Origin of the sequence: Pseudodesulfovibrio tunisiensis (assembly GCF_022809775.1) — a bacterium.
GTDB classification, from domain to species: Bacteria; Desulfobacterota; Desulfovibrionia; order Desulfovibrionales; family Desulfovibrionaceae; genus Pseudodesulfovibrio; species Pseudodesulfovibrio tunisiensis.
Genome location: NZ_CP094380.1, coordinates 1,772,412 through 1,797,770 on the forward strand (window position 1 = coordinate 1,772,412; position 25,359 = coordinate 1,797,770).

At 60.5% G+C, this 25,359-nt stretch carries 30 protein-coding genes and 1 pseudogene; 19 read left to right on the plus strand and 12 right to left on the minus strand.

What is annotated here, in order from left to right; translation table 11 throughout:
- The first annotated feature begins 126 nt into the window (after nucleotides 1-126).
- On the plus strand, nucleotides 127-435 hold the full coding sequence (locus MPN23_RS08705; protein ID WP_243547307.1) for an MTH1187 family thiamine-binding protein: 309 nt from the start codon (nucleotides 127-129) through the stop codon (nucleotides 433-435).
- Nucleotides 436-514: 79 nt separating this feature from the next.
- A complete protein-coding gene (locus MPN23_RS08710; protein WP_243547308.1) occupies nucleotides 515-1,168 on the plus strand; it encodes a Crp/Fnr family transcriptional regulator in 654 nt (217 codons plus the stop codon).
- 439 nt (nucleotides 1,169-1,607) lie between these two features.
- Here MPN23_RS08710 and MPN23_RS08715 read toward each other — a convergent pair whose 3' ends face one another.
- Together MPN23_RS08715 and MPN23_RS08720 are read right to left on the minus strand one after the other, a co-directional pair.
- Entirely contained in the window at nucleotides 1,608-2,354 is a 747-nt protein-coding gene (locus MPN23_RS08715; RefSeq protein ID WP_243547309.1) for a UPF0280 family protein, read from the minus strand.
- Nucleotides 2,355-2,413: 59 nt separating this feature from the next.
- Nucleotides 2,414-3,067: a lactate utilization protein gene (locus tag MPN23_RS08720; RefSeq protein ID WP_243547310.1), complete on the minus strand. Its 654-nt coding sequence runs from the start codon at nucleotides 3,065-3,067 to the stop codon at nucleotides 2,414-2,416.
- 277 nt (nucleotides 3,068-3,344) lie between these two features.
- Between MPN23_RS08720 and rpmH the strand changes: the two genes are divergently transcribed.
- From rpmH to MPN23_RS08765, 9 genes and pseudogenes are all read left to right on the plus strand, one after another.
- Complete coding sequence (gene rpmH, locus MPN23_RS08725; protein ID WP_243547311.1) at nucleotides 3,345-3,479, plus strand: 50S ribosomal protein L34; 135 nt, start codon at nucleotides 3,345-3,347, stop codon at nucleotides 3,477-3,479.
- Nucleotides 3,467-3,847 carry a ribonuclease P protein component gene (gene rnpA / locus MPN23_RS08730; RefSeq protein WP_279388712.1) on the plus strand — a complete coding sequence of 127 codons (381 nt, stop codon included), beginning with the start codon at nucleotides 3,467-3,469 and terminating at the stop codon, nucleotides 3,845-3,847. Before rpmH ends, rnpA begins: the two co-directional genes overlap by 13 nt.
- A complete protein-coding gene (gene yidD, locus MPN23_RS08735) occupies nucleotides 3,847-4,122 on the plus strand; it encodes a membrane protein insertion efficiency factor YidD (protein WP_243547369.1) in 276 nt (91 codons plus the stop codon). Before rnpA ends, yidD begins: the two co-directional genes overlap by 1 nt.
- Complete coding sequence (gene yidC, locus MPN23_RS08740; protein WP_243547313.1) at nucleotides 4,095-5,744, plus strand: membrane protein insertase YidC; 1,650 nt, start codon at nucleotides 4,095-4,097, stop codon at nucleotides 5,742-5,744. The genes yidD and yidC overlap by 28 nt, the downstream gene beginning before the upstream one ends.
- A gap of 54 nt (nucleotides 5,745-5,798) precedes the next feature.
- The gene (gene jag / locus MPN23_RS08745) at nucleotides 5,799-6,830 is read left to right on the plus strand and encodes an RNA-binding cell elongation regulator Jag/EloR (protein WP_243547314.1); all 1,032 of its coding nucleotides are present in this window, start codon (nucleotides 5,799-5,801) and stop codon (nucleotides 6,828-6,830) included.
- An 88-nt stretch (nucleotides 6,831-6,918) separates the two neighbouring features.
- Nucleotides 6,919-8,310, plus strand: a complete 1,392-nt coding sequence (gene mnmE, locus MPN23_RS08750; RefSeq protein ID WP_243547315.1) for a tRNA uridine-5-carboxymethylaminomethyl(34) synthesis GTPase MnmE — start codon at nucleotides 6,919-6,921, stop codon at nucleotides 8,308-8,310.
- 2 nt (nucleotides 8,311-8,312) lie between these two features.
- Nucleotides 8,313-8,579 carry a hypothetical protein gene (locus MPN23_RS08755; RefSeq protein WP_243547316.1) on the plus strand — a complete coding sequence of 89 codons (267 nt, stop codon included), beginning with the start codon at nucleotides 8,313-8,315 and terminating at the stop codon, nucleotides 8,577-8,579.
- Between the two features lie 116 nt (nucleotides 8,580-8,695).
- Nucleotides 8,696-9,262 (plus strand): annotated as a pseudogene (locus MPN23_RS08760) (aldehyde ferredoxin oxidoreductase N-terminal domain-containing protein); the annotation flags it as partial.
- Nucleotides 9,263-9,362: 100 nt separating this feature from the next.
- Nucleotides 9,363-10,661, plus strand: a complete 1,299-nt coding sequence (locus MPN23_RS08765) for an aldehyde ferredoxin oxidoreductase C-terminal domain-containing protein (protein ID WP_243547317.1) — start codon at nucleotides 9,363-9,365, stop codon at nucleotides 10,659-10,661.
- A 103-nt stretch (nucleotides 10,662-10,764) separates the two neighbouring features.
- Here MPN23_RS08765 and bioD read toward each other — a convergent pair whose 3' ends face one another.
- Nucleotides 10,765-11,364, minus strand: coding sequence for a dethiobiotin synthase (gene bioD / locus MPN23_RS08770; RefSeq protein ID WP_243547318.1), 600 nt, complete (start codon nucleotides 11,362-11,364; stop codon nucleotides 10,765-10,767).
- The gene (bioA, locus tag MPN23_RS08775) at nucleotides 11,361-12,689 is read right to left on the minus strand and encodes an adenosylmethionine--8-amino-7-oxononanoate transaminase (protein ID WP_243547319.1); all 1,329 of its coding nucleotides are present in this window, start codon (nucleotides 12,687-12,689) and stop codon (nucleotides 11,361-11,363) included. The genes bioD and bioA overlap by 4 nt, the downstream gene beginning before the upstream one ends.
- A gap of 13 nt (nucleotides 12,690-12,702) precedes the next feature.
- Here bioA and bioF point away from each other — a divergent pair, with 13 nt between their 5' ends.
- The 3 genes from bioF to MPN23_RS08790 are packed head-to-tail and all read left to right on the plus strand — an operon-like array spanning nucleotide 12,703 to nucleotide 15,219.
- Complete coding sequence (gene bioF / locus MPN23_RS08780) at nucleotides 12,703-13,872, plus strand: 8-amino-7-oxononanoate synthase (RefSeq protein WP_279388707.1); 1,170 nt, start codon at nucleotides 12,703-12,705, stop codon at nucleotides 13,870-13,872.
- The gene (locus MPN23_RS08785) at nucleotides 13,869-14,468 is read left to right on the plus strand and encodes an alpha/beta fold hydrolase (RefSeq protein WP_243547321.1); all 600 of its coding nucleotides are present in this window, start codon (nucleotides 13,869-13,871) and stop codon (nucleotides 14,466-14,468) included. Before bioF ends, MPN23_RS08785 begins: the two co-directional genes overlap by 4 nt.
- Complete coding sequence (locus MPN23_RS08790; protein WP_243547322.1) at nucleotides 14,461-15,219, plus strand: methyltransferase domain-containing protein; 759 nt, start codon at nucleotides 14,461-14,463, stop codon at nucleotides 15,217-15,219. The genes MPN23_RS08785 and MPN23_RS08790 overlap by 8 nt, the downstream gene beginning before the upstream one ends.
- Nucleotides 15,220-15,493: 274 nt before the next feature.
- On the opposite strand, the gene MPN23_RS08795 is transcribed toward MPN23_RS08790, so the two are convergent.
- The 5 genes from MPN23_RS08795 to MPN23_RS08815 all read right to left on the minus strand — a co-directional run bounded on the left by MPN23_RS08795 (nucleotide 15,494) and on the right by MPN23_RS08815 (nucleotide 18,936).
- Nucleotides 15,494-15,820, minus strand: a complete 327-nt coding sequence (locus MPN23_RS08795) for a GrlR family regulatory protein (RefSeq protein ID WP_243547323.1) — start codon at nucleotides 15,818-15,820, stop codon at nucleotides 15,494-15,496.
- Nucleotides 15,821-16,074: 254 nt separating this feature from the next.
- Nucleotides 16,075-16,659 (minus strand): LOG family protein, encoded by a 585-nt coding sequence (locus tag MPN23_RS08800; protein ID WP_243547324.1) that lies wholly within the window; start codon nucleotides 16,657-16,659, stop codon nucleotides 16,075-16,077.
- 141 nt (nucleotides 16,660-16,800) lie between these two features.
- The gene (locus tag MPN23_RS08805) at nucleotides 16,801-17,829 is read right to left on the minus strand and encodes a threonine aldolase family protein (protein WP_243547370.1); all 1,029 of its coding nucleotides are present in this window, start codon (nucleotides 17,827-17,829) and stop codon (nucleotides 16,801-16,803) included.
- A 73-nt stretch (nucleotides 17,830-17,902) separates the two neighbouring features.
- On the minus strand, nucleotides 17,903-18,481 hold the full coding sequence (locus tag MPN23_RS08810) for a GDSL-type esterase/lipase family protein (RefSeq protein ID WP_243547325.1): 579 nt from the start codon (nucleotides 18,479-18,481) through the stop codon (nucleotides 17,903-17,905).
- Nucleotides 18,482-18,489: 8 nt separating this feature from the next.
- Nucleotides 18,490-18,936: a pyridoxamine 5'-phosphate oxidase family protein gene (locus MPN23_RS08815; protein WP_243547326.1), complete on the minus strand. Its 447-nt coding sequence runs from the start codon at nucleotides 18,934-18,936 to the stop codon at nucleotides 18,490-18,492.
- Nucleotides 18,937-18,985: 49 nt separating this feature from the next.
- Between MPN23_RS08815 and MPN23_RS08820 the strand changes: the two genes are divergently transcribed.
- The 4 genes from MPN23_RS08820 to MPN23_RS08835 all read left to right on the plus strand — a co-directional run bounded on the left by MPN23_RS08820 (nucleotide 18,986) and on the right by MPN23_RS08835 (nucleotide 22,220).
- The gene (locus tag MPN23_RS08820) at nucleotides 18,986-19,729 is read left to right on the plus strand and encodes a TIGR04283 family arsenosugar biosynthesis glycosyltransferase (protein ID WP_243547327.1); all 744 of its coding nucleotides are present in this window, start codon (nucleotides 18,986-18,988) and stop codon (nucleotides 19,727-19,729) included.
- Nucleotides 19,726-20,391 carry a TIGR04282 family arsenosugar biosynthesis glycosyltransferase gene (locus MPN23_RS08825; RefSeq protein ID WP_243547328.1) on the plus strand — a complete coding sequence of 222 codons (666 nt, stop codon included), beginning with the start codon at nucleotides 19,726-19,728 and terminating at the stop codon, nucleotides 20,389-20,391. Before MPN23_RS08820 ends, MPN23_RS08825 begins: the two co-directional genes overlap by 4 nt.
- 68 nt (nucleotides 20,392-20,459) lie before the next feature.
- Nucleotides 20,460-21,806, plus strand: coding sequence for a Na+/H+ antiporter NhaA (gene nhaA, locus MPN23_RS08830; RefSeq protein ID WP_243547329.1), 1,347 nt, complete (start codon nucleotides 20,460-20,462; stop codon nucleotides 21,804-21,806).
- Between the two features lie 36 nt (nucleotides 21,807-21,842).
- Nucleotides 21,843-22,220 (plus strand): PH domain-containing protein, encoded by a 378-nt coding sequence (locus MPN23_RS08835; RefSeq protein WP_243547330.1) that lies wholly within the window; start codon nucleotides 21,843-21,845, stop codon nucleotides 22,218-22,220.
- Nucleotides 22,221-22,311: 91 nt separating this feature from the next.
- On the opposite strand, the gene groL is transcribed toward MPN23_RS08835, so the two are convergent.
- The 3 genes from groL to MPN23_RS08850 all read right to left on the minus strand — a co-directional run bounded on the left by groL (nucleotide 22,312) and on the right by MPN23_RS08850 (nucleotide 24,942).
- The gene (groL, locus tag MPN23_RS08840) at nucleotides 22,312-23,961 is read right to left on the minus strand and encodes a chaperonin GroEL (protein ID WP_243547371.1); all 1,650 of its coding nucleotides are present in this window, start codon (nucleotides 23,959-23,961) and stop codon (nucleotides 22,312-22,314) included.
- A gap of 49 nt (nucleotides 23,962-24,010) precedes the next feature.
- Nucleotides 24,011-24,298 (minus strand): co-chaperone GroES, encoded by a 288-nt coding sequence (gene groES, locus MPN23_RS08845; protein WP_243547331.1) that lies wholly within the window; start codon nucleotides 24,296-24,298, stop codon nucleotides 24,011-24,013.
- 209 nt (nucleotides 24,299-24,507) lie between these two features.
- On the minus strand, nucleotides 24,508-24,942 hold the full coding sequence (locus tag MPN23_RS08850; RefSeq protein WP_243547332.1) for a bacteriohemerythrin: 435 nt from the start codon (nucleotides 24,940-24,942) through the stop codon (nucleotides 24,508-24,510).
- Between the two features lie 269 nt (nucleotides 24,943-25,211).
- Between MPN23_RS08850 and MPN23_RS17030 the strand changes: the two genes are divergently transcribed.
- Nucleotides 25,212-25,334 (plus strand): hypothetical protein, encoded by a 123-nt coding sequence (locus MPN23_RS17030; protein ID WP_279388708.1) that lies wholly within the window; start codon nucleotides 25,212-25,214, stop codon nucleotides 25,332-25,334.
- The last annotated feature ends 25 nt before the right edge of the window (nucleotides 25,335-25,359 follow it).

Consider the following 25,359-nt stretch of genomic DNA (forward strand, 5'->3'; position numbering starts at 1 on the left):
ATGTTATCTCGCCCGAAAGGCGGTTTTCAGTTGCGATGACCGGGCCATTTACAGACACATGGGGAATCGTGTCAATGCGTTCGGCCCGACAAGATCAATTCCTACTCCAACGCAAGGAGAATCATCATGAGCGTGCTTGCCGCCCTTTCCATCTTTCCAACGAACCAGCCCGGCACCTCTCTCAGCCCGTATGTAGCTCGTGTTCTGAACGTGATCGCCGCCTCCGGCCTGCCCCACGAACTCGGCCCCATGAGCACCAGCATCGAAGGCGAATGGGACGAGGTCATGCAGGTCGTCACCGCCTGTTTCCGCGAGCTGGAACCGGACTGCGACCGCGTCTACATGACCATGAGCATCGACTATCGCGCCGACCGCACGGACGGACTGAACAGAAAGGTCGCCAGTGTCCGTGCAAAACAGGCGTCCGGGAAATAACCCGGTTGCATTGCACCACGGTTCTGGTATCAAACCGTACATACTCGGCAATCCCGCCTTCCCCGGACCGGAGAAAAGCATGTCCATCATCCAGCAGCCGTCGCTTCAGATGAAACGCGTTTCCCACGGAAATTTTCTCATGAAGAACGTGCTCAAGCACAACGTGGTCTTCAACGAGGGAACCAAAGGCGACGCAGCCTACATCCTGACGGATGGCAGGATCGAAATCTCCGGCATCGTGGATGGCAACAAGAAGGTCTTCGCCATCCTCTCCCCCATCTCCCTTTTCGGAGAAATGGCGCTCTTTCTCGAAGATCAGACCCGCACCGCCACGGCCATTGCTCTGGAGGACTCCAAGGTCATCGTGGTCACCAAGGACGATCTCGACGAGTCCATGCGCGAAATGCCGCAGGTCATCTCCTCCATTCTCACCGTACTCGTCAGCCGCCTCAAGACCACCACGAAGAAGGCCATGCGCGTGCCCAGCATTCCCATGGGCATGGTGCGCATCCTCCAGCTCTTTGCCGTGAACGACACCACCGAGGTGCGCTATGACACGGCCGTGCGGCTCATCGCCGAAGCCTTTGTCACCAACCCGGAAACCATCGAACGCTATCTGCACGGGCTGGCACAGCAGAATTTCATCGCCATCGGCCGCGACGAGCACGACACCCGCATCATCCGCATTCTCGAACGCGATCTGCTCAACGCCGTGCTCAAACAGAAGAAATAGGCCTCCGGCGGCCCCTTCGGGGGAGACCAGGGCGCTGCCCTGGACCCGCCAAGGAGCAAGGCCCCTTGGATCCCCATCTGTTTTCGGAATGTGAAGAGCCCGGCTGCCTGCCCTGACGGGACAGGCAGCCGGGCTCTTCACATTCCGAAAACGGATACCCAAAAAGAAAACGCTTCTTCTTTGCAATATGTTGTTTCCCCTGAGACTTGTCCTTCGACAAGGCAAGTCAGGCAGCTCCGCGACCAACTACGCCGCCGAAGCAGCTTTTCACGTTCCCCCGTCTTCACAGGCGGCGTAGAACCAAAAGACTTTGAAGAGTCCAGAGAAACTTTCACGACAAATCCGCAGGACAGCGGATTTGGACGCTGACTTTGCAGCGCCCGAAGGGTGAGGCCCAGGACGGGCCGAATCAAAGTTTCTCTGGTCGCCGAAAGCATCCTCACCCCAGCGCGACGAGTTCCAGTTCGCCCCATGCGGCAAGCTTGCCGTTGCACTGGGCGAAGATTCCCTGAAGTCCCTTGTCGGCAAGTTGCCGGGTGCGTTCGAGGACGGGTCCGAGATCAGCGGCAGAACCAAGCATGTTGCACAGATGAGTGGCAGCAGCATCGGCAAACGCCCCGGACCGGGCACGCACAGCCACGAGATCGCCATGTCCGAGACTCAGGGAATGGCCGATCGTGGCGGACGAGGCGCAGATGGAGGCGGGGAAGCCGTCCTTCTCGATGCGCAGCCCCATCATGGCCCCGGATTCGGGTTCGGGCAGCAGGGCCACCACGCGTTCATGCGTGGAATGCAGATAGGTGTCCCCGCCGTTTTCGATCAGGATGTTCGGGGATCGGGAAACAAATTCGTCGGCCACGGCCTGCGACACTGCCCCGGCCACTGCGGCCATTGGGCCCACGCCACAGATTTCCGCAGCCCGGGCCATGCAACGCACGATTTCCGGTGCCGAATCCGGAACCGGAACCGGGACAAGGCTTTCCAGAAATTGGGGATGAAAGAGAATCCAGTTCTTGATGTCCCCGCGCACGCGGGTGACGAAGGACGAAATTTCCACAGACAGGTCGGTTTCGGCCACCACGAGCAGATCGGTCTGCTCCACGGCGACCTGAAACCGGACCTCGTCCGTGCCGGGGCGCACCATTTCCCGGTACGTGCGATCCTGTGACAGATGGCGGCGGGTCATGATGCGCTCCGGATGTTTTCAGGAAAGGAACATGTTGCGAACATGCTTTTCCACAGCTTCTAGAATCCGAGGTCCTGATTGACCAGAACGATCTTGATGCGTCCCTTGGGGAAACACTTCTCGATGATCGTCCACATGTTGCAGATGCGGTCCGGGCTGTCGCAATCCATGCAGTAGCCGGTCTTGCGGCACGGGGTCTTCATGTCCAGACGCATGGCGTTGACAGGGGCAGCGAATTCCTTGATGCGGGCCATGGCGCCTTCCAGATCCGCAACCAGCTTGTTGCGGCCGACAATCAGCACCACGTTCTTCGGGCCATACATCATGGGAGCGACACGGTTGCCGACCATGTCCAAATTAACGAGCTGGCCATCCTCGGTCAGGGCGTTGGTTCCGGCAAAAAAGCAGTCGCACAGCAGGGAGCGATGCCGCAGATCGTCTCTTTCCTCTTCGGACAACCCCTTGCCCCAGTGGTCGAGCAATTCGAAATCACTCTCGTCGCGGAAATGATGATACAGACCGGACTTCACGAAGGAGACCGAACCGCCCCAGGACAGGGTTTTCGGAGCCAGTCCCGGCAGAATGTCTTCGAGAACGATCTTCTTTGCTTCGTCGGTGTCGGTGGCGGAAAAGACGTCGAATCCGTTCTTTTCCAGTCGGGCCTTGACCTGATCAAGTCGAACGGACCAATAGTTGTCGATGGGATTTTTCATGTACTACTCCTTGGGAAACGTGTATGAATTCGGCTGGCTCACCCGGATGTGGGGCAGGACCGCGCAAGATCGCGCAAGCCCCGGGGCGGGCAATGATTTTTCTTTTGCCAAAGCCGGGGAAAACATGTAGCAGAAATCCCCGCCGCACGGAAGCGGCCCAAGGGGAAGGCTCCGGGGAGCAGTGGCAACTATCTTCTTGACGGCAAGTCCATCAAAGGATATATGCTTCCGTTCACCGTTTCCGTAAACGAAATTCTACTCTCAGGAGATCATTGATATGAAAAGAACGTATCAGCCGAGCAAAACCCGCAGAAAGAGAACTCACGGATTCCTGGTGCGCTCCCGCACCAAAAACGGCCGCGCCGTGCTGCGCCGCCGCCGTGCCAAGGGGCGCAAAAGATTAGCCGTCTAACTTGGCCGAAGGAGCGCCGCCTGCGTAAACGCCCCGAGTTCGTGCATTGCTACGAACAAGGGAAAAAGCACCACACCAGGCACTTCATCCTTTTCATATTCCGCAGGGACGGCGGGCCCGACGGCTTGCGTCTGGGCCTGACCGTCAGTCGGAAAATGGGGAACGCGGTGGCGCGCAACAGAATCAAGAGAGTGGTCCGCGAGGTCTTCAGGCTGCACCAACACACATTTGAGTCGCCACTGGACGTTGTCGTCATCCCCAAGCGCAATCTCAAGACCACGCAGCTGAACCTCGCCCTCGCCACGGAAGAGTTCGTCCCGTTTTTCGAGCGTCGGCTCTTGCGGAACAACTCTGATGAGAGGAAATGATGCGCAAGGTATGCTTGGCGCTCATTTGGTTTTATCAGAAACTCATCTCCCCCCTGCTTCCCCCCAGTTGCCGGTTCGTTCCCTCATGCTCGGAATACGCGAGACAGGCGATCATCCGGCACGGTGCGATCAAGGGTGGTCTCCTTGCGCTTTGGCGTCTCCTTCGCTGTCAACCTCTCTGCAAAGGCGGCTATGACCCCGTGCCTGAAAAATGGCCCAGCGACAAACCCAAAGCGAGATCATTTCCATGGAAAAGCAGGACCAATTCCGCGTAATCATCTTTGTTGTTCTCAGTGCCGTCATCCTTTTCGGGTGGCAGTATTTTTTCAGCCCGTCCCCTCAGGAACAGGCCCAAATGGCCGAACAGGCTCAGCAGGCTGAACAGAAAGCGGCGGCCCTGACCGAAAAAAGCGCTGAACAGACCGCGCCCGAGGCTGCTGCCCCGGCCGACGATTTCGTTCCCACCAAGGGCAGGCAGGTCACTGTCACCACCCCGCTCTACACCGCCGTGTTCAACTCCCAGGGTGGCATTCTCGAGAAATTCATTCTCACCAATTTCAAGGACAGTCTGGAAGCCGATTCTCCCCATGTCGACCTCGTGGGCGCCAAGGCCGTGGGCAAGGGACCGCTGGGTCTGATCCTGCGCAAGGGCGGCGACGAGTTCCACACCTGGAAGCGCGGTGAATGGTCCTTCGAAGGCGACGACCTGAATATCGCCCAGGGAACCAACACCCTGAAATTCGTGGGCCGCTCCGGCAATTTCCGCATCGAGCGCGTACTCACCTTTCACGCGGACACCTACCTGATCGAGGAATCCGCCACCGTGACCAACCTCGGCGGAATCGGCGTGGAAGGCTCCCTGTCCTTCACGGGCGCGGCCAAGTCCATGTCCGCCGAAGACGATCGCTACAATCCCACCAAGGTGGCCTACCTGACCGACAACGGCCGGGAAGAGGAAGACGACCGCGACGACCTCAAGGAAAAGGGCTTTTCCGCGACCGGTGGCCTCAAGTGGGGCGTGATCGAATCCAACTACTTCATGTTCGCCATCATGCCCGACAGCAAGGACTCCTCGCTGTACGCCGGGCTTCAGGACAACATCTTCCGCCTCGCCATCGAGGAGAAGGCGACCTTCATGCCCAATGTGGCCAAGACCATGAAGGCGTCCTACTTTGTCGGGCCCACGGACAGAAACATGCTGGCCCAGATGCCCAACGACCTGTCCGATGCCATTAATTTCGGCTGGTTCGACGTACTTGCGAAGCCCCTGCTTCTGATGCTGGACTTCCTGTACCAGTACGTCCACAACTACGGCATTGCCATCATCATCCTGACCATCATCATCAAGATGATCTTCTGGCCTCTCTCCCAGAAGAGCTACCAGTCCATGGAGCAGATGAAGAAGCTCCAGCCCATGGTGGCCAAGCTGCGCGAGAAGTATGGTGACGACAAGCAGCGCCTGAACCAGGAAACCATGGCCCTGTACAAGACGTACAAGGTCAACCCCATGGGCGGATGCCTGCCCATGGTGGTCCAGATTCCGGTCTTCTTCGGACTGTACAAGGCGCTTCTGGGCGCGGTCGAGCTGCGACACGCACCGTTCATCGCCCACCTGCCCTTCACGGACATCACCTGGCTGGCCGACCTGTCCGCCAAGGACCCGCTCTACATCACCCCGCTGGTGATGGGCGCGACCATGTTCCTGCAGCAGAAGATGACTCCGTCCGCAGGCGACCCGACTCAGCGCAAGATCATGCTGATCATGCCCGTGGTCTTCACCTTCCTGTTCCTCCAGTTCCCGTCCGGTCTGGTCGTCTACTGGCTCCTGAACAACGTTCTGTCCATAGGCCAGCAGCTCATGATCGCCAGGAAGACCAGGAAGAAGGCGAACGCGTAACGATTACCCAACGCCACCGGGGGGCCTGATTCCCCGGCCATGCAAGGAATTGAAATGACAGACTTCAAAGAATTCCAGGGCAAGAACCTGGATGAAGCCATCGACACCGCCTGCGATTACTTCAATCTCAAGCGCGACCGCCTTGAGATCGAAATCGTCGGCGGCGGATCGACCGGCATCTTCGGCATCGTCGGGGTGAAAAAGGCCAGAATCAAGGCCCGTCCCCGCGCCCAGATGCGTACGGCCGATCTGATGAATGGCGATTCCGGCCCGGCGGAAAAGAAACCCCGCCAGGAACGCAAGCCCAGGCAGCCCAAGCCCGAACCGGCAAAGGAAGAAGCCAGGCCCGAACCTCAGGTCCGGCAGCAGCCGGAACCCGAGGCGCAACCCGAGCCCGAACCGAAACCTGTTGCCGAAGCTCCGGCAGCCGAACCCGAGATCGAGACTCCGGAACCCGAAGTCGCCCCGGCTCAGGAGCCTGTGCGCGAGGCTCCTGATGCTATTCAGGCCGAGCCTGCCGAAGAGGAAAAGGCCGGGGAAGCCGAGGACGAAGTTCAGGCTCCCATGGCCAGTGCTCTGGCCGATCTGGACCGCGACGAGCTTCAGGAAACCGTGCGTGACGTGCTCACCCGCATTCTGGAGCCCATTGTCCAGAGCAGGCCCGAACTCGAGGTCACCTTTGACACGGACCGCGTCAAGGTGTTCATCGACGACGAGGAAAACAGCGGCCTGATCATCGGACGCGAGGGGCAGACCCTGTCCTCGATCCAGTATCTGGTGAACAGACTGGTGGCCCGCCGCATGGGCGCCTCGGTGCGCGTGCAGGTGGATACCGGCGACTACCGCGAACGTCAGGACGAAAAGCTGCGCCAGCTCGCACAGCATCTGGCGGACAAGGCGCTGAGGATGAGCCGGACCCAGTCCACCAAGCCCCTGAGCTCCTATCATCGCCGGATCGTGCACCTTGCGTTGCAGGACCACGAGTCCGTGTTCACGCGCTCCAAGGGAGACGGCCCGCTCAAGCGCGTGCTGATCGTGCCCAAGCGCAAGAATTACAACAACGGTCGAGGCCAGCAGCGGCACTAGCCGCGTCCCGGCCCGACATACGACATTCCCAGCCGGGGAGGAGCCTTTTCTCCTCCCCGGCAATCCCCTTTTTCCACGGAGCGCGGCCATGCCAGACCCGAGGCTAGCCAAGGACACCATCGCGGCCATAGCCACTCCGCCCGGCGAGGGCGGCGTCGGCATCATCCGCATCAGCGGCCCGGAAGCCAAGGCCATTGCCCGCGCCCTGTTCCGCCCGGCCGCATCCTCCTTCACGGATTTCCGGCCCCATCACCTGCATTACGGCACCATTGCCGACGCCCACGGCAACACGCTGGACGACGGCCTTGCCGCGTTCATGCCCGGTCCGCATTCGTACACGGGCGAGGACGTGATCGAGTTCAACTGCCATGGCGGCCGGGCCGTGCTGCAAGGCGTGCTGGAGGAAATCCTCAGTCGCGGCGCACGCATGGCCGAACGCGGGGAATTCACCTACCGTGCCTTCATGAACGGCCGCATGGACCTGACGCAGGCCGAGGCCGTGGCCGAAATGATCCACGCCCCGACCCGGGCCGCCATGCACATGGCGCAGGTCAAGCTCTCCGGTGTGCTCGGACGCACCATTGCCGACCTTCGCGCCCGGCTGGAACAGGTACGCGCCCAGCTCTGCCTTGCCGTGGACTTTCCCGAGGAAGAGATGGAATGTCTGACCCCGGAAGAGCTCAAGGCTGCCTGCAACGAGGTCATGACCACCATCGCCACGCTGCTTTCGGCCGTGAACCGTGCCCGGGCATGGCGCGAAGGCGCACTCGTGGTGCTGGCCGGGCGGGTCAACGCAGGCAAGTCCAGCCTGATGAACGCGCTGCTCGGAAAGAACCGGGCCATTGTCACGGACCAGCCCGGCACCACGCGCGACTATCTCGAAGAATCACTGAATCTGGACGGTCTGACCGTGCGCATCGCGGACACGGCAGGGCTGCGCAGCACGGACGATGCCATCGAGGCAGCAGGGCTGGAAATGGGACGCGAACTCATGGAACAGGCCGACCTGATCCTGTTCGTGGTGGACAACAGCGCTCCGCTGTCTCCGGAAACCGAAACGGCCCTGCACGCCATTTCCCCGGACAAGACCCTGATCGCCCTGAACAAGGTGGACCTTGCCCCGGCCGATCCGGCTCCGGCAGACCTGCTCGCACAGGCAGGCTTTGAAACCGTACGCATCTCCGCCAGGTTCGGCACGGAACTGGATGCACTCTGTGCCCGCATCCGGGCACGCATTCTGGAAGGGGAAGGCCAGCCCGACCCGGACGAAATCGCGCCCAATGCCCGGCAGGCCAGAACACTCAAGGCCGCGCACGACGAACTGGAACTGCTCGTCCTTGACGCGCGGCAGGGCATCCCCTACGACCTTCTTGGCGTGCGGCTCGAAACCGCGTGCGACCTGCTCTCCTCCATCACCGGGGAGATCGCTTCCGCAGACATTCTCAACGCCATTTTCGACACCTTCTGCATCGGGAAGTAGCCATGAGTCAGGAAAAAATCGAACGATACGACGTCAAGCACGTGACCTGCGGCCTTGTGCCGCTCATGCAGACCCATCTGGAAGGAGCGGAGTCCGACATTGTCGAACTGCTGGTCCACAAGGGCATCCACACCGAACTCTGGAATGCGTTCGGCTCGGGCGGCGAGTGGCAGCTCTTCGCCATCGAGGAAGATCTCTTTTATGACGTGGCCCGGTTCCACCGCGTGGAGCAGGACAAGCTCGATCCCCTCGGCCTGATGGACTTCTGATATTTCGCGCGGGTGGTACTTTCCGGTTCCCACCACACCTGACGCACTGGTTATCATGGGCCGGACTTGCGGGCCGCCGTATCATGGCGGCCGGAACACAAGCCCAAGGAGCACCCATGACCCAGGCAACGTCCTTCCGGGGATGGACCGGCCACGTGCTGCGCGTGGACCTGAACACCCGAAGGTCCACCAGTCTTCCCCTTGATCCCGAACTCGCCCGCGACCTCATCGGCGGGCGCGGTCTCAACTCCCATGTCCTGCTGAACGAAATCCGGCCCGGTACCGATCCTCTCGGCCCGGACAACGTGATCTGTTTCGCGCCCGGTCCCCTGTCCGGCACGCCGCTGGGCCTGACCAGCCGCGTGGAAGTCAGCACCCTGTCGCCCTATTCCGGCATCCTCGGCGACGGCAATGCAGGCGGCGCCTTTGCCTTCATGATGAAGCGCGCGGGCTGGGACCAGTTCATCATCACGGGCCGGGCCGAATCCCCGAAATATCTGCTGGTGGAAAACCACACGGTTCAGGTGCTGGACGCATCCGACCTGTGGGGCAGGACCACATGGGAGGCCACGGACATCCTCAAGCAGCGGCACGGCAGGGCATCCAGCGTGGCCTGCATCGGTCAGGCCGGGGAAAATCTCGTGCGCTTCGCCTCCACCATCGTAGACAAATACGCATCCGCCGCGCGCGGGTCCGGCGCAGTGCTCGGAGCCAAGAACCTCAAGGCCGTGGTGGTACGCGGCAATCAGCGCGTGCCCCTGGGCCGACGATTCCGCATATCGCGTGCTGGCTGCCGAGGACAGGAAATATTTTGCGGAATCCGACCTGCAACGGGACGTGGCCGGCAGGTACGGCACGCACGTGGGCATGGTCATGTGGGAGCCGGGATACCGCAACTACGAAAAATACCTTTCCGGCGACGAAGTGCCCGAGGCATTGCAGCCCGAGGCATGGCTCCAGTACGAAACCGGACGCTACGGCTGTCACGGCTGCCCGGTCAAATGCAAGGACCAGTACCGCATTCCGTCCGGCAGACGCGCCGGGGAAAAGGGTCAGGCCATGGAGTACGAGTGCATCTTCTGCCTCGGCACCAATTGCGGTGTGACCGATCCCATTGCCATCATGGAAATGGAAAACCTGTGCGACGCCTACGGCATGGACGTGATCGCGCTCGGCAACACCATTGCCATGGTCAAGGACCTGTACAACCGGGGCATCATGACCAGCAAGGACACCGACGGTCTTGACCTGAGCTGGGAAGACGCGGATGCACAGGTCGAACTGATCCATTGCACGGCCCTGCGTCAGGGATTCGGCAGCATGGTGGCCGAGGGCATGTACACCCTTGCCCGCCGCCTCGGGGACGAGGCCATGGACTACTGCTATCACGTCAAGGGGCTGTCGCGCGGTCCCTACCCGTCCGGTCTGTTCGCGCTGGCCCATGCCACGTCCACGCGCGGGGCAGACCATCTGCGCGGGCGCTCGTGGGCCTACGGCGAAAACGATCCCGACATCTTTCCGAAACTCGGCGAACAGGGATACCTGCCCGGGGACGTGGACACCAATCCCGTGGCCGCCCTGATTCTGGGCGAACGCATGACCACGCTCACGGACTGCATCGGCCGATGCAAGGGCGCGGTCAACTCGTGGATATGCGCCATGCCCCTTGTCTGGAAGCATCCCATCTACGACGGGCTGGCCAAACTCCTGAACACGGCCACGGGCATGGACTACACCGGCGAGGAACTGGCGCGCGTCGCGGACCGCGTCTATGCCATGGAGCACGCCTTCAACATCCGCATGGGTGTGACCCGCAAGGACGACCGCATGCCCCAGAAGCCGGAAATCCGGGACACTCCGGAAGGCCGGGAAGACCTGAAACGGCATCATGCCATGGTGGCCCGCTACTACGAGGCGCGGGGGTATGATCCCGAGTCCGGCAGGCCCACATCCGAACGGCTTGCCGATCTGAACCTGAAATACGTGGACCGGCTTCTGAACGAATCCGGTCCTGTTGGCCAATGGGACGGGCCCACGCGTTGGGACATGTCCAAGTATCCTTCCGGCGGAGTCCGCGCATGACAGGCTGTTCCCGAACGGCAATCTGCGGCGTTGCTTCATGAAAAAAAGAACTCCCCCGACCTTGCGGCCGGGGGAGTCCTTTTTCATTCATTCAAAATCCGGATCAGAGGCCGGGCACGGCATCAAAAGTGCGTACCGACGCTTCCGGAACGAGCCGAATCAGGGAATCCACGTTGCGATCCCGGTTCACGGAATCGGACGCATAGCGATTGTTCACGGCCAGCATGGCCAGCGGCAATCCCTTTGCTTGCAGAAAGTGCGTGGACAGAAGCGCGTCGCTGATGCAGCCCAGACGATTGGGCACCACAAGACAGGTTTGCAGGTTGCACGCTCCGGCGAACTCGTAGACGAAGCGTTCACGGTCCAGCGGCACGAGCAGACCACCCGCGCCTTCCACGATCAGGGCGTCGCAATCCCGGATGGCATTGATCGCGTCCACGGCTTCCTCAAACGGGAACTCATCCCACAGAAAGCACGGCGCCACGGGTTCGGTCCCGGTAAAGAGCAGGTGAACCCGGTCCGGTTCCAGTCCGGAGATGCGCAGTACGGTTTCCGCGTCATTGTCCGGGGGATGCCCGGTCTGCACGGGCTTGACGTAGCGCACGCGCATGCCCTTTTCACGCAGTTCCCGGGCCAGCAGCCCGGAAAACACGGTCTTGCCCACGTCCGTGTTCGTGCCGGAAACGAAATAGCGCAGCATCATTCCCCCAGAACGTCCGTGACCGAGGCAATGGCAATGTCCGCCAGTTCGTCGATCTGCTCTTCGGTGATCACGTAGGGCGGCAGAAAATAGACCACGTCGCCCAGATTGCGCAGGAGCGCACCCCGCTCCACGGCCTTGCGGTAGATCTGGTACCCGGTGCGCGCCTTCCAGTCGAACGGCTCCTTCGTGGCAGGATCACTCACCAGTTCCACGGCGCAGATGAAGCCCAGCGAACGGATTTCGCCCACATTGGGATGCCCGGCGAACCGCGCTTCCACGGCCTTGCGCAGATGTGCGGCCTTTGCCCGGTTCACGTTGATCACGTCGTCGTCCCGAAAAATGTTCAGGGTCTCCACGGCCGCAGCACAGGCAAGGGGATTGCCCGTATAGCTGTGGCTGTGCAGGAACGCCTTCATCTCGGTGTAATCCGCATAGAACGCGCCGTATATCTCGTCCGTGGTCAGGACAGCGGACAGGGGCAGGGTTCCGGAGGTCACGCCCTTGGACACGCACACCAGATCAGGGGTGATGCCCGCCTGCTCCATGGCAAACATGGTTCCGGTGCGACCGAAGCCCGTGGCGATCTCGTCCAGAATGAGATGCACGCCATGCCGCGCCGTGCATTCGCGGAGCTTTTTCAGATACAGGGGCGGATAGAACTTGAATCCCCCGGCAAACTGGGCCAGCGGTTCGACCATGACCGCCGTGATTTCCGATGCCTGTTCCTCCAGAATCCGCTCCATGTGCTCGAAGCATTCGCACGCGCAATCGTCACGCGTCCTGCCGTAGGGACAGCGAAAACAGTCCGGTCCCTGCGCCCGGATGTTCCGGGGCATGATCGGACCGTACAACTCGGTGTACAAATCCTCGCCGCACAGGGAGAGCGCGCCCAGGGTTTCGCCGTGGTAGCCGTTCGTCAGATACACGAACCGGTTGCGTTCGGCCTGCCCCGTGTTCCTGCGGTAGCCGTAGCTCATCTTCATGGCGCATTCCACGGCAGCGGAACCGTTGTCCGCAAAGAACACGCGGGAGATGTCCTCGGGCATGAGGTCCACCAGCCTGTCGGCCAGCCTGCGCGCGGGCTCGTGGGTCACCCCTGCGAAGATCACGTGCTCCAGTTGGCTGGCCTGCTCGGCAATGGCCCGGGCAATGCGCGGGTTGGCATGGCCGAACAGATTCACCCACCATGAGCTGACCGCGTCGATGTAGGATTTGCCTTGCTCATCATAAATGTATATTCCCTTGCCGGAGTGGGCCCGGATCAGTCCGTACTGTTCGAGGTCCTTCATCTGCGTGCAGGGATGCCAAATCGTCTGTCTTTCCATGTCAGGAACCGCCATGTCATTTGCTGGTTATGAAAATCATATAGGAAACAGTCTGCGGGAGCTTAGGGAAAGCGGCCTTTTCCGTCAAATTCCGCCCGTGGACCACGGCGCGGACAAATTTCTGCTCCTTGACGGAAAACCGCTGCTGAACCTTGCCTCCAACAACTATCTCGGCCTTGCCGGACATCCCGCTCTCAAGGCGGGCGCAGTCTCAGCCGTGGAGAAATACGGCGCATCCAGCGGCGCGTCCAGACTGATTTCCGGGAATTTCGCGCTGGCCGACGAGCTTGAAACCGAAGCCGCCGCGTTCAAGGACACCGAGGCGGCCCTGTTCTTCGGGGCAGGATTCGCAGCCAATGTCGCGGTGATGTCCGCGCTGGCCGACCGGCAGACCGTGGTGTTTGCGGACCGGCTCAACCACGCCAGCATCATCGACGGGGTGCGGCTGTCCGGAGCCAGACACGTCCGCTACGCCCACAACGATCTTTCCGCCCTTGCCGCACTCATGGAAAAACACGCGTCCGCCACGCGCAAGCTGGTGGTGACCGACACCGTGTTCAGCATGGACGGCGATCTGGCCGACCTCCGCGGGCTGGCCGACCTGTGCGACAGGCACGACGCCCTGCTCGTGGTTGACGAAGCGCACGCCACCGGCGTCATGGGGCCGGGACTGGCCCATGTGCAAGGCGTTGCCGACCGCGTGGACGTACACATGTCCACCTTCAGCAAAGGGCTGGGATCGAGCGGCGCATTCGTGGCCGCCAACCGACAGATCATCGATTTTCTGCGCAACCGCGCCCGCCCGTTCATCTTCTCCACGTTCCCGCCCCCGGCCGTGATCGGCGCGAATCTCGCAGCCCTGCGGCTGGTGCGCGAAACCCCGGACATGGGCAAACGCGTCCTTGCGCTGGGTGATCAGGCCCGAACCCGATTGCGGAAAATGGGGCTGGACACCGGGGAGTCGGCCACGCCCATCATTCCGGTGATGATCGGCGACAGCGAACATGCCCTTGCCGCGCGCGACGCACTCATGCGCCAAGGCGTGTACGTGGGCGCAGTGCGTCCGCCAACCGTTCCGCAGGGCACGGCCCGACTGCGCATCAGCCTGCGCGCGGACCTGACCGACAATGACATGGAAACCCTGTATGCCGCCCTGACCGGACTGCACGAGGAGGTGTTGTGAGCGACACGATATTCGTCACGGGCTGGGCCGGATATGCCGACCTGTTCCCGAATCTGGCGGCGCGGTCCGAATTCCTGCTGCCCTTCATCCACCAGACCGAACGCGAGGTCTTCGACAGGCTGGATTCCACCACGGCCTCGACACTGGTGGCGTGGTCCACGGGCGCGCACATGGTGCTCAAGCGCTGGACGCGTGTGGCCCCGAAGTTCGACCGCATCGTGCTCGTGGCCCCGTTTCTCTGCTTCACGGACCATGTGCGGGAAAAACTCGTCCGCCACATGATCCGCGACCTGCGCAGGGACGACGAAGCCGTGGTGCGTGCCTTTCTCCGGAATTGCGGGTACAACGGGAACTACAGATATGATCGCAGCCATCTGGACGGCCTGTTCACCGGACTGGAATACCTGCGGGCATCCCGGGCCATGCCCTCCAATCTGCATGCGGAAAAGGTCACCATACTGCACGGCGAACACGACCGGATCGTCCCGCCCGTGGCCAGCGAGGACATCTGGGAAATCATGCGCGGTGCCACTTTCGTGGCCCTGCCCCACGGACACTGGATACCCGAGGATGAACTTGAAACCTTTCTTGCCTAAGTCCCGCATCCGCCGCGCGTTCGACCGCGCCGTGGATTCCTATGCCGGAGCCGCCCGGGTACAGGCTGCGGCAGCCAAGGCCTGCGCGGCCATGGTGCCCGAAGGCGACTACCCGGAAATACTGGAAATCGGCGCTGGCGGCGGTGTACTCACCAAGGTCGCGGCCCTGCAATTCGAACATGACCGCTACACCTGCGTGGACCTGTCCGAGGCCATGCTGGAACAGGTGGACACCTCGCGGCTCAACGCGCCCCGCTTCATTGTCGCGGACGGCGAACACCTGAATTTTCCTCCGAAGTCCTTTGACCTGCTGCTGAGTTCGTCGACCATGCAATGGTATCAGACCCCGGTGGAATCCATTCCCGCGAACCTGAATCTGGTGCATGAAGGCGGCCGGTTCTCCCTTGCCGTGTTCGTGCAGGGCACGCTCGTGGAAATGGCCGAAGCAGCGCAGGAAACCGGATTCGGCTCGGTCCTGCCCATGCGTCCGCCCGAGGACTACCTTGAAGCTGTCACCCGGGCCAAACCACAGGCCATGCACTTCCATCTGGTCCGCCACGCCACGTTCGCACCCGACGCCCGCGCCATGCTCCGCGCCCACCGCGCCACCGGAGCCACGGCCGCCCCCGGACAGGTCCGCCCGTCCAAGGCCGCCTACCTCGATTTTCTGGACTATTGCGAAACCCATTTCCGCGAGGAAAAAGGCATCCGCACCAGCGCCCACATCCTGCACGTCTGGGGGACGCGGTGAGGGGGGAGGTTTTGGCTAATGAAAAGCCCCTCGAATTGAGGGGCTGGATGTGGATAGCGGACGCTTTCCCCCAAATATAACTATCTGTATCCCGAACGATTTTGATGATTCGCCAACAATCTCAGCACATCGACCAAAAAAGAGGCAGCCTCACGGCAAGGATATCAGCCTTAGGGGGCATTAGTTTTGTCTGCGTAGGCCTCTAGTCTCTTGGTACAGCAATAAAGAAGCCTGCTTGATAGTTGTTGGCAAGCCCATTGATTGCGAAAAGTCTTTAAGCAAGGTCACGCAATTTTTGCATTTCAAATATCATTTGATCTGCGGAGCCCACGGGATGTCCGCTCCCCACAATCAAGCCGGGGCCTTTCTCTTCCCCTTCCATCTCCAAACTAATTTTTTCAACATTTCCGAAAATATTGTTATGTGGCCCATTCCAATGGGAAACGTCAATTTTCGCAGTAAAACCACCGGGCTGACCTTCATACTCGCCAGCGTATAAATAAGATGCGTCACCGCCGTGTGCCTTGCCGTCACTAAGCACCACAAGACCTACGCCACCGTTGCCAGGAACACCAAATTGGATGTAATAGATACCGTTCATGACATTCTCCTATATTAATTTTCAGATATAATAACAACTTAATGTACATGGTGCAAGCGCACATCTGAATTATTACTACTCCCAGCTACTGGGTAAATGCTGAACAAATAAAATCACATCACGCTACTATCGCAAATATCCTACAAAACGTCTGACGGCTCCCCAGCTCTCATCCGCAAGGAATACAACTTTATGCCTCTAACTAGAATTTCTTAAATCCGTACTCCGCCCACTTGGGCCTTAGCCCCCTCTCTCTACAGCCCCTTCTTCCGTTCGATCCACTTTTCCACGACGGGCGGTTCGTAGGCTGCGAACTTGTCGAGGAGGTCGGCGGGGGTGTCCGAGGTCAGGACCATGCTGCGATGTTCGGACATGAGAAAGCCTTCATCCACCATGCGATCAAAGTGGTCGGCCATGCATTTGTAGTAGCCGTTCACGTCGAGCAGACCGCAGGGCTTGGCGTGGTAGCCGAGCTGATTCCACGTCAGCACCTCGAAGAATTCCTCCAGCGTGCCGATGCCCCCGGGCAAGGCGATGAATCCGTCGGACAGGTCGGCCATGCGCTTCTTGCGCTGGTGCATGGACGTGACCACATGGATGTCGGTCAGCCCTTCATGGGCGATTTCCTTCTGCACCAGCAGCTCGGGAATCACGCCCACGACCTCGCCGCCAGCCTCCAGAGCCGCGTCGGCCAGCCTGCCCATCAGGCCCACTGAAGAGCCCCCGTAAACAACGCCAATGCCGCGTTCGGCCAGTTCACGGCCGAGTGCGACCGCAGCCTGCCTGTATTCGGGCCGATTCCCCGGGTTGGACCCGAGATACACGCAAATCCGTTTCATGCCGTTTTCCTCGTCAATATGCAGATGGTTCGAAAAACATAGGCCCAACGCACACTTGCGTGCGCGAAGGGCCTGCGTTGTCATGGCAACGAAATAATCGGACCTTTCCGACAAGTTGCCGGAAACGCCCGAAACGGGTGGTCAGCAGCTTTCCACTGCCTTGCGCATGTCCTCCACGAACTCGTCCACCATTTCCTCGGTGGTGGCCCATGAGGTCATCCAGCGCAGGGTGTGGTCATGCTCGTCCCAGACATAGAAATAGTATTTCTCCAGCAGGATTTCCGTGGCTGCCGGGGGCATGGTGGCGAACACCGCGTTGCAGTCCACGCTGCCCTTGATGGTCACGCCCGGAATCTGCCCGGCCTTTTCCGCCAGACGGCGGGCCATGGCATTGGCGTTGCTCGCATTCTTCAGCCACAGGTCATCCTTGAGATACGCCTGAAGCTGGGCCGACACGAACCGCATCTTGGACACGAGCTGCATGGCCTGCTTGCGCAGGTACGGAAACCCGCTCCCGATGTCCGGATTCAGGAAAAGCACGGCCTCGGACATGATGCAGCCGTTCTTGGTGCCGCCAAAGGACAGCAGGTCCACGTCCAGAGCCGTGGTCATGTCGAAAAACGAGCAGTCCAGCGCGGCGCAGGCATTGGCGATGCGCGCGCCGTCCATGTGCACGAGCAGGTCGCGGTCATGGGCAAACTGGCAGATGTCCTCGATCTCCTTCAGGGAATACAGGGTGCCCACCTCGGTGGGCTGGGTGATGGAGATGACCTTGGGCTGGCTGGCGTGCACGAAGCCGATGTGCCCCAGATACGGAGCAATGGCGCGAGGCGTGAGCTTGCCGTTCTCCGTGGGCACGGGCACCAGCTTGATGCCGCCGAATGCCTCGGGCGCGCCGCACTCGTCCGTGTTGATGTGCGCCACGTCCGAACAGATCACGGAATTGTAGGTATGGGTCACGGCGCGCAGGCCGAGCACGTTGGCCGCGGTTCCCGTGGTCACGTAGTGAATGCGGGCCTGAGACCCGAAATATTCCTTGAGCACCTCGTCGGTGTGAATGGAGATTTCATCGTCGCCATAGGCCTTCATGTCGCCGGGATTGGCGTCCACAAGGGCCTGCATCACGGCGGGATGCGCACCGGAATTATTGTCGCTGGCAAAAGAACGCATGGATTTCCTCGCGTTGGCGGACAGTCCCCCGGGGCGGTCCCTATCCGCGGGTTTCATGGTTGCGACCGCCGGATCAGGCGATCCCGAAAAAAGTCCTTGCCGTATCGGATTTCAGGATGTGGTCGGCCAGATCGGCATAGCCCGAGGCTGCCGGATGCACGCCGTCCCCCTTGTTCAACGCCTCGCCATATACGAAGGAATGGTGCATGGCGTCAAATGCGGGCACGAACGGGATTTCCAGCCTGCGGCACATGGCCTCGAACTGGCGGGACAGGGATGCAATCTCGGCCCGTTTGTCAGCGTCGTTCACCGGGGTCGGCCCGATCACGAGCACGTCTCCGACCTGCCTTGCCTGCATGAGCATGGCAACGGCAGCGCCCAGACTCTCCTCGGCCGGAATGCTGTTGGCCACATCGGCCACGCCGAAGCTGAATACCAGTTTGGCTGGCTCCTCGGGCAACAGCCGAAGCGAGCTCTCGGATTGCCAGCGATGCCGCATTCTGACCGTGGTGTCCTTGCGCACGCCCAGATTGTACGCGGTCACGCTTTCGCCCTGCTCGGCAAGCTGCCGGGCAATGCGTCCGGTCCAGCCCAGCCCGGTCTCGTCCCCGAATCCAAGGGTCAGGGAATCCCCGATGAAACAGATGACCATGACGACTCCTATTCCTTTGTTCGTACCGAAGCGGCATCCATGTCCACGGCAAACACCTCGGTGATTTCCAGCACCCGCTCATCGCAGGGGAGCACTTCCCCCGCGTATTTGCGCACGAGCGCATCCAGCCCGGTCCTGCGTTCATCCCCCTCGGCAATGCGGGGAATGCCCCTGCCCATGACCGATCGAAACCGATACCCGTATTTGCAGGCCGTGTCTCCGGTCCTGAGCTTCAGGTCCACTGCCATGGAAAAGGCCAGCGGCCTGCCCGAGGTCAGAATACGAGCCTTGCGCCCCTTTCTGCCGGAATGCAGATACAGGGTCTGCCCCACCAGAACGAAATTCACGGGCACGCAATACGGGCCTTCGTCATCGCACAGGGCCAGCCACAGCACGTCGGCCCGGCCGCATACATCCCGGATCGCGTCCGGGTCATTGGTCACGCCTTTGCGCATTTTTCCTCCGGGCTTTGAAAAAAAACAACAAACGGTTTATTAATCCTCCATGAGGCAGAACACAACCGCCGGGCTCTGGTCCGTGGTGATCCCCGTACTGAACGAAGCCGCCGCCATGGGAGAATGCATTCGGCATGTCCGCATGATTGCGGGGGATGCTCCCGTGGAAATCATTGTCGCGGACGGCGACCCCACGGGGTCCTCCCTGAACGCGATCACCGATCCCGACGTGATCCGCGTGCATTCCGGCCCCGGGCGCGGCATCCAGATGAACCGGGGTGCGGAAGTGGCCAACGGCGACATGCTCCTGTTTCTCCACGCGGACACCGCCCTGCCCGAACACGCCCTGCGCACGGCGCGCCTTGCCCTGTCCGGCCGGGCCGTTGCCGGTGCCTTTTCCCTGTCCATGGACTCGGACAGTCCATTGCTGCACATGGTGGCATGGTTCGCCAACATCCGATCCCGTCTGGAACGCGTTCCCTACGGAGATCAGGCGCAGTTCATCCGGACCGACATTTTTCGCGAATTGGGCGGTTTCGCGGAAATACCGCTCATGGAAGACGTGGAACTGTTCACCCGTCTGAAAAAACGACGCCTGCCCATCGCCATCCTCAAAGCGAGGGTCCGCACCTCGGCCCGGCGCTGGGAACAGGACGGCGTGTTCGCCCGCACCCTGAAGAACTGGATCATCCGCATCAGATATGCGCTGGGAACTTCTCCGCAGGCTCTGGCGCACGGCTATGCCCCGCCTGCTTCGCCCCCGGAAACCGCTTCCGAAAAGGAGTCCGCATGAACAGCTGCATCCTTTTTTTCGTCAGATACCCGGAGCCCGGAACCGTCAAGACACGACTTGCCGCAAATACCACGCCCGAGGCAGCTGCGGAATTCTATCAGGCTCTGGTGGAGGAAAAACTGCCGGAACTCGCCCGCGCCACGGATGCGGAACTGTTCGTCTGCTACTCGCCGGAAGACATGTGCGACGCCATGACCGACTGGCTGGGACACGACTACCTCTACCTGTCGCAAAAGGGTGCGGAACTGGGGAAACGCATGGAAAACGCGTTTCGTGAAGTCTTTTTCATGGGCTATGAGCACGCCGTGCTCGTGGGCAGCGACATCCCGATGCTCGACGGCCCGATTCTGACACGTGCGCTGCAAGGTCTGAAGAATCACGATGCCTGCATCGGCCCGACCGAGGACGGCGGTTACTATCTCATCGGATTTCAACGCGGCTCGTTCACGCCGGAAGTATTCCGCGACATGGAATGGAGCCGAAACGACGTGCTGGAGCGCACCATGCATCGCCTTGCGGCTCTGGGCGTGGATGCCGAACAACTGGACATGCTGGACGACGTGGACACTCTGGAGGATCTGGAAGCGCTGGTCACGCTCGGCGCAAACGGCCCGCTCAGGGGAAACGTCCTGCAAGCGGCCCGCAGACTGATACAACGATGATTTGTCGATAACGGTTGCCTTTTCATTCAACCTCGCCATAAAAAAGGGAAAACGAAAAAGGACGAACCATGCACCCGGAATCCCGAAGCACGCTGCCCATTGACCGGCTCATGGAGCCGTTCGACACATTCTTCAAGATGGAGGCCGCAGGCGGCCTTGTCCTCATGTTCTGCACCATTGCGGCGCTGGTCTGGGCCAATTCGCCATGGGCAGACACCTACCACGCCCTGTGGCAGACTCCGCTGACCGTGGGCATAGGCTCATGGAGCCTGTCCAAGGCGGCCATCCTCTGGATCAACGACGGCCTCATGGCCGTGTTCTTCTTTCTGGTCGGTCTGGAAATCAAGAGGGAGATTCTGGTGGGTGGCCTGTGCTCCCCCAAACAGACCATCATGCCCGTTGCCGCTGCCGTGGGCGGCATGGTGGTGCCCGCCGCCATATTCCTCGCCTTCAACAACGGCCTTGATTCCGTGTCCGGCTGGGGAATTCCCATGGCAACGGACATCGCCTTTGCTCTGGGCATTCTGTCCCTGCTGGGCAGGCGCGTGCCCGTGGGGGTGAAGATATTCCTCACTGCCGTGGCCATCGTGGACGACATCGGCGCAATTCTGGTCATCGCCATCTTCTATACCTCGTCGCTGAACATTTCCATGCTCGTTGCCGGGCTGGTCGTGCTGGTGCTCATGGCCGGACTGAACCGCATGGGCGTGCGCCACTCCGTGCCCTACCTGCTGCTGGGCGCACTGATGTGGCTGGCCTTTCTCAAGTCCGGCATCCACGCCACCATTGCGGGCGTTCTGGCTGCCTTCACCATCCCGGCCTCCCGGCAGATGGATTGCAGCGCGTTCGTGGAGGAAATGCGGCAGGATGTGGAGGAATTCGAAATGGCGGTCACTCCGGGCAAGACCGTGCTGACAAACAAGGAACAGCAGTCCGCGCTCTGGAGCATGGTGGACGTATTCAAGCAGTCCACAGCCCCGCTTCAGGTCATCGAACACGGCCTGCACCCCTGGGTTTCGTTCCTCGTCATGCCGATATTCGCGCTGGCAAATGCTGGCGTGGCGCTCGAAGCGGACGTGTTTCAGGAACTCATGACTCCGGTGTCCCTCGGCATATTTCTCGGGCTGATCATGGGCAAGCAGATCGGCATAACAGGCGCATGCTGGCTGCTGGACAAATTCGGGATCGCCGAATTTCCGGAGCGCGCCACACTCATGCACCTGTACGGCGCAAGCTGGCTTGCGGGCGTGGGCTTCACCATGTCCATCTTCATTGCCAACCTCGCCTATGACGAAGGCACGCGATATGTGGAACTGGCCAAGATCAGCATCCTGTTCGCCTCGCTCGTGGCCGGAACCGCCGGATACCTGATTCTCCGTTTTTTCGCCCCGGACACGTCCGAAGGGCAGCATTAGCAACAACACAAACCTCAAACAGCAAAGGAGTCCTGCATGGGATTGCTTGACGGCCTGATGGGCAACGCCTCGGAAATCGACGTGAACGAGATTCAGGAGGAATTCGGCCCGATCCTCGGCGACAGTGAACGCGTGCTCGCTGCATACAAGATCATCCGCGACCTGTTCGTGTTCACCACCGGCAGACTCATTCTGGTGGACAAGCAGGGCCTGACCGGAAAAAAGGTGGAATACAATTCCATCCCCTACAAATCCATCACCCGCTTTGCCGTGGAATCCGCCGGGCACTTCGACATGGATTCCGAACTCAAGATATGGATTTCCGGACACGGCGACCCCGTGGTCAGGGAACTCAAGGCAGGAACCGACGTGGTCGGCGTACAGAAGATGCTGGCCAACAGCGTCCTGAAATAGTCGCAACGCGCACAGACTGCGGCAGACGAAAAAAGGCCCCCGTCTCAAGGACGGGGGCCTTTGCATTATCAGCCTGGTATGCCGGGTCGGCTTAGTACATGCCGCCCATGCCACCCATGCCGCCCATGCCGCCGGGCATGGCCGGGGCAGCAGCGTCCTTGGACTCGGGCTTGTCAGCAATGGCGCACTCGGTGGTCAGCAGCAGACCGGCCACGGAAGCGGCGTTCTGCAGGGCGGTGCGGGTCACCTTCTTGGGATCGATGACACCGGCCTTGATCAGGTCTTCGTACTCGCCGGTAGCGGCGTTGAAACCGAAGCCGTCCTTGCCTTCCTTGATGCGCTCGACAACGATGGAGCCTTCCAGACCGGCGTTGCCGGAAATCTGGCGCAGGGGCTCTTCCACGGCGCGGGCAATGATGTTGATGCCGGCCTGCTCGTCGTCATCGGCAGCCTTGACCTTGGCCAGGGTCTTGCCGGAACGGGCGAGAACCACGCCGCCGCCAGGCACGATGCCTTCCTCGACAGCCGCGCGGGTGGCGTTCAGGGCGTCCTCGACGCGAGCCTTCTTTTCCTTCATCTCGGTCTCGGTGGCAGCACCCACGTTGATCACGGCCACGCCGCCCACGATCTTGGCCAGACGCTCCTGGAGCTTCTCGCGATCGTAGTCGGAAGAGGACTCGCCGATCTCGGCGCGAATCTGCTTGATGCGGGCCTTGATGTCCTCGGCATTGCCGGCGCCATCAACGATGGTGGTGTTTTCCTTGTCGATGACAACGCGCTTGGCAGTGCCCAGATCGTTGACGGTCAGGCTCTCCAGCTTGATGCCGAGATCTTCGGAAACAACCTGGCCACCGGTCAGGACAGCGATGTCCTTGAGCATGGCCTTGCGGCGCTCGCCAAAGCCCGGGGCCTTGACAGCGGACACGTTCAGGGTGCCGCGCAGCTTGTTGACCACGAGGGTGGCCAGGGCTTCGCCCTCAATGTCCTCGGCGATGATGAGCAGCGGCTTGGACATCTTGGCAACCTGCTCCAGCACGGGCAGCAGTTCCTTCATGGAGGAAACCTTCTTCTCGTTGATGAGAATCAGGGGCTCTTCCATTTCGCAGGTCATGCGCTCGGCATTGGTCACGAAATACGGGGAGAGGTAGCCACGGTCGAACTGCATGCCTTCGACGACATCCAGAGTGGTCTCCAGACCCTTGGCTTCCTCGACGGTGATGACGCCTTCCTTGCCGACCTTGTTCATGGCCTCGGCAATGATGTTGCCGATGGTGGAATCGTTGTTGGCGGAAATGGTACCGACCTGAGCGATTTCCTTCTGGTCGCGGGTGGGCTTGGCAACGTCGCCCAGCTCGGCCACGATGGCTTCGACGGCCTTGTCGATGCCGCGCTTGATGGCCATGGGGGAACGACCGGCGGCAACCAGCTTCACGCCCTCGGTGAAAATGGCCTGGGCCAGAATGGTGGCAGTGGTGGTGCCGTCACCGGCAACGTCGGAGGTCTTGGAAGCGACTTCCTTGACCATCTGGGCGCCCATGTTCTCGAACTTGTCTTCCAGCTCGATTTCCTTGGCAACGGTCACGCCGTCCTTGGTGATGACCGGAGCGCCGAAGGACTTCTCGATCACCACGTTGCGGCCCTTGGGTCCGAGGGTGACCTTGACGGCATTGGCCAGCTTGTCCACGCCGGCTTTCAGTTTCTCGCGTCCTTTGGCTTCGAAGAGAATTTCTTTGGCCATGATTATTTCTCCTTAAAAATTGGGAATATTGATTCGGAATGTGAAGTGGGGACTACTCGACGACGGCAAGGATGTCGTCTTCGCGCATGACCAGGTGTTCTTCACCGTCGATCTTGATCTCGGTGCCGGCGTACTTGGCGAACAGGACGGTGTCCCCGGCCTTGACGCTCATGTCGACGCGCTTGCCGCTTTCGTCCAGCTTGCCGGGTCCGGCAGCCACGACCTGCCCCTTCATGGGCTTTTCCTTGGCGGAATCCGGGATGATGATGCCCCCGGCGGTCTTCTCTTCCATTTCCAGACGTTTCACCAGTACACGGTCATTCAGCGGTTTCAGATTCATTCCTTTATTCCTCCGATCTGATTTTGAGCTTCTTCGCCGCGCCGTTCTCGGCGGACACACCGCCCTCGGCGCAAGTTTTTCCGAGCCGCCGCCACAGCGTCCCGGAAAGCTCAACTCTACATAAACACCGGCGAAAAAGTGTCAAGCGCGGCCCGGAAACTTTTTTCGCATTTTTCCGGGCCAGGATCGAAGAAAACACCCGATCGGCCTCAGGAACTCCGACTGGACAAATACTCGCCGAACGGCTTGTCCAGTTTCAGGATGTGGTCCCTGTACCAGTCGTGCATGAAATTCCTGATCTTCATGGCGGGAACAAGTGCGCCGTTCAGCACCTCGGCCTGCATGCGCAGCAGGTCGGAAATGAATCGGTTGTGCTCGCGCTTCTGCTTGTCCAATCCCGGGTACCCGGCATCCTTCATCATGGATTCCTCGGTACGGAAATGCGTCAGGGCATAGTCCCTGAGTTCGTCCATGACATCCAGAACAGGATCGATCTCGTCCTCGGCCAGCGGCCGGTACATGTCGGATACCGCATCCTCGAGGGAACGCAGCATGTCGAAGAAGGTCTTGTGCTGTTCGTCCAGCTCCGGAACGTCGATCCGATACTCTGCCTTGAAGCCGGCCAGGTTCAGCTTCGGTGCCATAATAAAGCTCCTTATTGTATATAGGCGGTTTTGGGACCAATACCGGGAAAAGCGAATCCTGTCACGCAAGACGGCTTTTTTCCATAAAAAACACCACAGCCCCGCAACGTTTTCACGAAACCGCCACACTGCGTCACACCACTTTCTCCCCCTCAGGCTGGACAGCCACATTCCCGGATTCAACATGGACCCGAAGTTCGGCAATTGCATGGACGGCCTTGTGCAGATGAAACCTGCGCAAAACCGATCCGAAGATTCCGGCCCGATTCATGGACCGCAAACAGGCCGAACAGTTCCACGCCATGCTCCGTCACAAACGGGGCAAGCTATCCGAACCCGACTGCAAGGTCGGCCTGCTCCGATCTTTTGCCCTGGGGCACGGCATGTGCTAATCCTCTTGAATCCGACAATTTTCGC